The organism is Pseudonocardia sp. KRD291 (assembly GCF_019263595.1).
Lineage (GTDB): Bacteria > Actinomycetota > Actinomycetes > Mycobacteriales > Pseudonocardiaceae > Pseudonocardia.
Genome location: NZ_JADQDD010000439.1, coordinates 1 through 3,345 on the forward strand (window position 1 = coordinate 1; position 3,345 = coordinate 3,345).

General features: G+C 71.5%; 2 protein-coding genes. One reads left to right on the forward strand and one right to left on the reverse strand.

From position 1 onward, the window contains the following. Window positions 1-423 (forward strand): ester cyclase (locus I4I78_RS31370; RefSeq protein WP_218615133.1); only part of this gene is annotated, 423 nt, incomplete at its 5' end. A gap of 117 nt (window positions 424-540) precedes the next feature. On the opposite strand, the gene polA is transcribed toward I4I78_RS31370, so the two are convergent. Then, window positions 541-3,279 (reverse strand): DNA polymerase I, encoded by a 2,739-nt coding sequence (gene polA / locus I4I78_RS31375; RefSeq protein WP_218615134.1) that lies wholly within the window; start codon window positions 3,277-3,279, stop codon window positions 541-543. Window positions 3,280-3,345 lie beyond the last annotated feature (66 nt).

Genomic DNA, 3,345 nt, shown 5'->3' on the forward strand with positions numbered 1-3,345 from the left:
ACCGACGGCGACGAGATCAGGCAGCTGATGCAGCGCCTGGAGGACGCGATGAACTCCCGGGAGCTGGACCTGCTCGACGACATCCTGTCCGAGGACTTCGTCCGGCACTGCGAGGCCACCCCGGACTTCGACGTCCGCAGCCGGGAGGACTTCAAGGACTTCCTGCGGTCGAACACCGAGTCGTTCCCGGACAACGTGCAGACCTTCCGGCACGTCGTGGTCGAGGGCGACCGGGCCGGGATCTGGTGCACCTACGAGGGCACCCAGCAGGGACCGCTCGGGCCGTTCCCGGCCTCCGGCAAGAAGGCCGCCTTCGACTTCGGCGGGGTGTTCCGGGTCCAGGACGGCAAGTTCGCCGAGTCCTGGATCACCTGGGACAACATGACGATCCTGGGCCAGCTGGGGCACCTGCCCGCGCCGTGATCGGTAGCCGACGACGAGCCACGCGGAACGGCCGTCGGCCGGCGTGACCTCGTGTACCGGGCCGGCCGAACGCACCCGGGCGACTGGACGCGGCCACGGTCTGTCCCCTCGACGATCTCAGTGCGCCGCGGCGTCCCAGCTGCGTCCGTAGCCCACCGAGACCTCCAGCGGCACCGACAGCTCGGCGGCCGCGGCCATCTCCCGGCGCACGAGCGTCTCCAGCACGTCCCGCTCGCCCTCGGCGACCTCGATCACGAGCTCGTCGTGCACCTGCAGCAGCATCCGGCTGCGCAGGTCCTCGGCCCGCAGCGCCTTGTGCACGCCGAGCATCGCGACCTTGATGATGTCCGCGGCGCTGCCCTGGATGGGGGCGTTGAGCGCCATCCGCTCGGCCATCTCGCGGCGCTGGCGATTGTCCGAGACCAGGTCGGGCAGGTATCGGCGGCGGCCCATGATGGTGGCCGTGTAGCCGTCCTTGCGGGCCCGGTCGACGACGCCGGCCAGGTAGTCGCGCACCCCGCCGAAACCGGCGAAGTAGTCGTCCATCATCCCCTTGGCCTCGTCGGTCGAGATCCGCAGCTGCGCGGACAGGCCGTAGGCCGACAGACCGTAGGCCAGGCCGTAGTTCATCGCCTTGATCTTGGCCCGCTGCTCGATCGAGACGTCGGTGGCCTCGACGCCGAACACCCTGGCCGCGGTCTCGGCGTGGAAGTCGTGCTGCGAGCGGAACGCCTCGATCAGCGCGGCGTCCTCGGACAGGTCGGCCATGATCCGCATCTCGATCTGGCTGTAGTCCGCGGTCATCAGCTCGGTGTACGCGGTGCCGCCGGAGCCCGCCGCGCCGTCGCGGCCCACCACGAACGCGTCCCGGATCCGGCGCCCGGCCGCGGTGCGGATCGGCACGTTCTGCAGGTTCGGGTCGGTCGAGCTCAGGCGCCCGGTGGCCGCGATCGTCTGCGAGTACGTGGTGTGGATCCGGCCGTCGTCGGCCACGGACTTGATCAGCCCGTCGACGGTGACCTTGAGCCGGGTCGCGTCCCGGTGCAGCAGCAGATGCTGCAGGAACGGGTGCTCGGTCTGCTCGAACAAGCTCTGCAACGCGTCCGCGTCGGTGGTGTACCCGGTCTTGGTGCGCTTGGTCTTGGGCATGTTCAGCTCGTCGAACAACACGACCTGCAGCTGCTTGGGCGAGCCGAGGTTGATCTCCTTGCCGATCACCTCGTAGGCGTCCGACGCGGCCTGGCGGACCTGGGAGCCGAAGTCCGACTCCAGCCCGGACAGGTAGTCCGCGTCGACGGCGATCCCGGCCGACTCCAGGTCCGCCAGCACGAACGCCAGCGGCAGCTCCAGCTCGGCCAGCAGCTCGGACCCGCCGCGCTCGGCCAGGTCCGCGTCGAGCGCGTCGGAGAGCTCCTGCACCGCGGACGCGGCCAGCATCTCCGTCTCGGCGGCCGCGTTGTCGGCCTCGTCCTCACCGCCGAGCAGGGACAGCTGCCCGTCGCCCTCGGTCTCGGTGCGCAGCTCCCGGCGCAGGTAGCGCAGGGCGAGGTCGGCCAGGTCGAACGTGCGCTGCCCCGGCTTCGCCAGGTAGGCGGCGAGCGCGGTGTCGCTGGTCAGCCCGTCGAGGGTCCAGCCGCGGGCCCGCAGACCGTGCAGCACGGCCTTCACGTCGTGCGCCGCCTTCGGGACCGACGGGTCCGCCAGCCACGCACCGAGCGCGGCCTCGTCGTCCGGGGTGAGCGTGGCCAGGGCGAGATAACCGGCCTGCGGCACCCCGGCCGTCGCGCCGGCCGCCCGCGCCTCGACGCTCGGCTCGCCGACCGCGAACGCGATCCCGGTCAGGTCCCGCGCGGCCACCGGCCCGGCGACCCCGCCGAACGAGAGCGCCACCCGGCGCCCGTCGCGGGTGTGCTCGTCGAGCCAGGCGCGCACCGAGCCGGGCTCGATCACCGCGCCCTGCACCGAGAAGCCCTCCTCGGCCTCCGGCTCGGCCGAGGACAGCGTCGCGAACAGCCGCTCGCGCAGCACCCGGAACTCCAGCTCGTCGAACAGCCGGTGCACCGCGTCGCGGTCCCACGGCCGCACCTCGAGCTGCGACGGGTCGGAGCCGAGGTCGACGTCGCGGACCAGCTCGGTGAGCTGGCGGTTGAGCAGCACGTTCGCCAGGTTGGCCCGCAGCGCGTCGCCCGCCTTGCCCTTGACCTCGTCCACCCGGTCGGTCAGCTCGGCCAGCGAGCCGAACTCGCGGACCCACTTGGCCGCCGTCTTCTCCCCCACCCCGGGGATCGAGGGCAGGTTGTCCGAGGGGTCCCCGCGCAGCGCCGCGAAGTCGGGGTACTGCGCCGGGGTCAGGCCGTAGCGGGTGTCCACCTCGGCCGGATCGATCCGGCCCAGGTCGGACACGCCGCGCTTCGGGTAGAGCACCGTGACGTGGTCGGTGACCAGCTGGAACGCGTCCCGGTCCCCGGTGGTGATCAGGACGTTCATGCCCTGCGCCTCGGCCTGCGTGGTCAGGGTGGCGATCAGGTCGTCGGCCTCGTAGTTCTCGACGGCGAAGACCGGGATGTTCAGCGCCGCCAGGACCTCCTTGATGAGGTCGATCTGGCCGCGGAAGTCGTCCGGGGTGCTCGTGCGGTTCGCCTTGTAGTCGGCGAAGCGCTCGGACCGGAACGTCTTGCGCGAGACGTCGAACGCGACGGCCAGGTGCGTCGGCTCCTCGTCGCGCAGGAGGTTGATCAGCATTGCGGTGAAGCCGTAGACGGCGTTCGTGGTCTGCCCGGTGCCGGTGCGGAAGTTCTCCGCCGGCAGCGCGAAGAACGCCCGGTAGGCCAGCGAGTGCCCGTCGAGCAGGAGCAGCCGCGGCGTGTCCTCCTTCTTCGAGGTGGACGTGCCGGAGCCGGCCTTGGCGGGGCCGGCCTTACG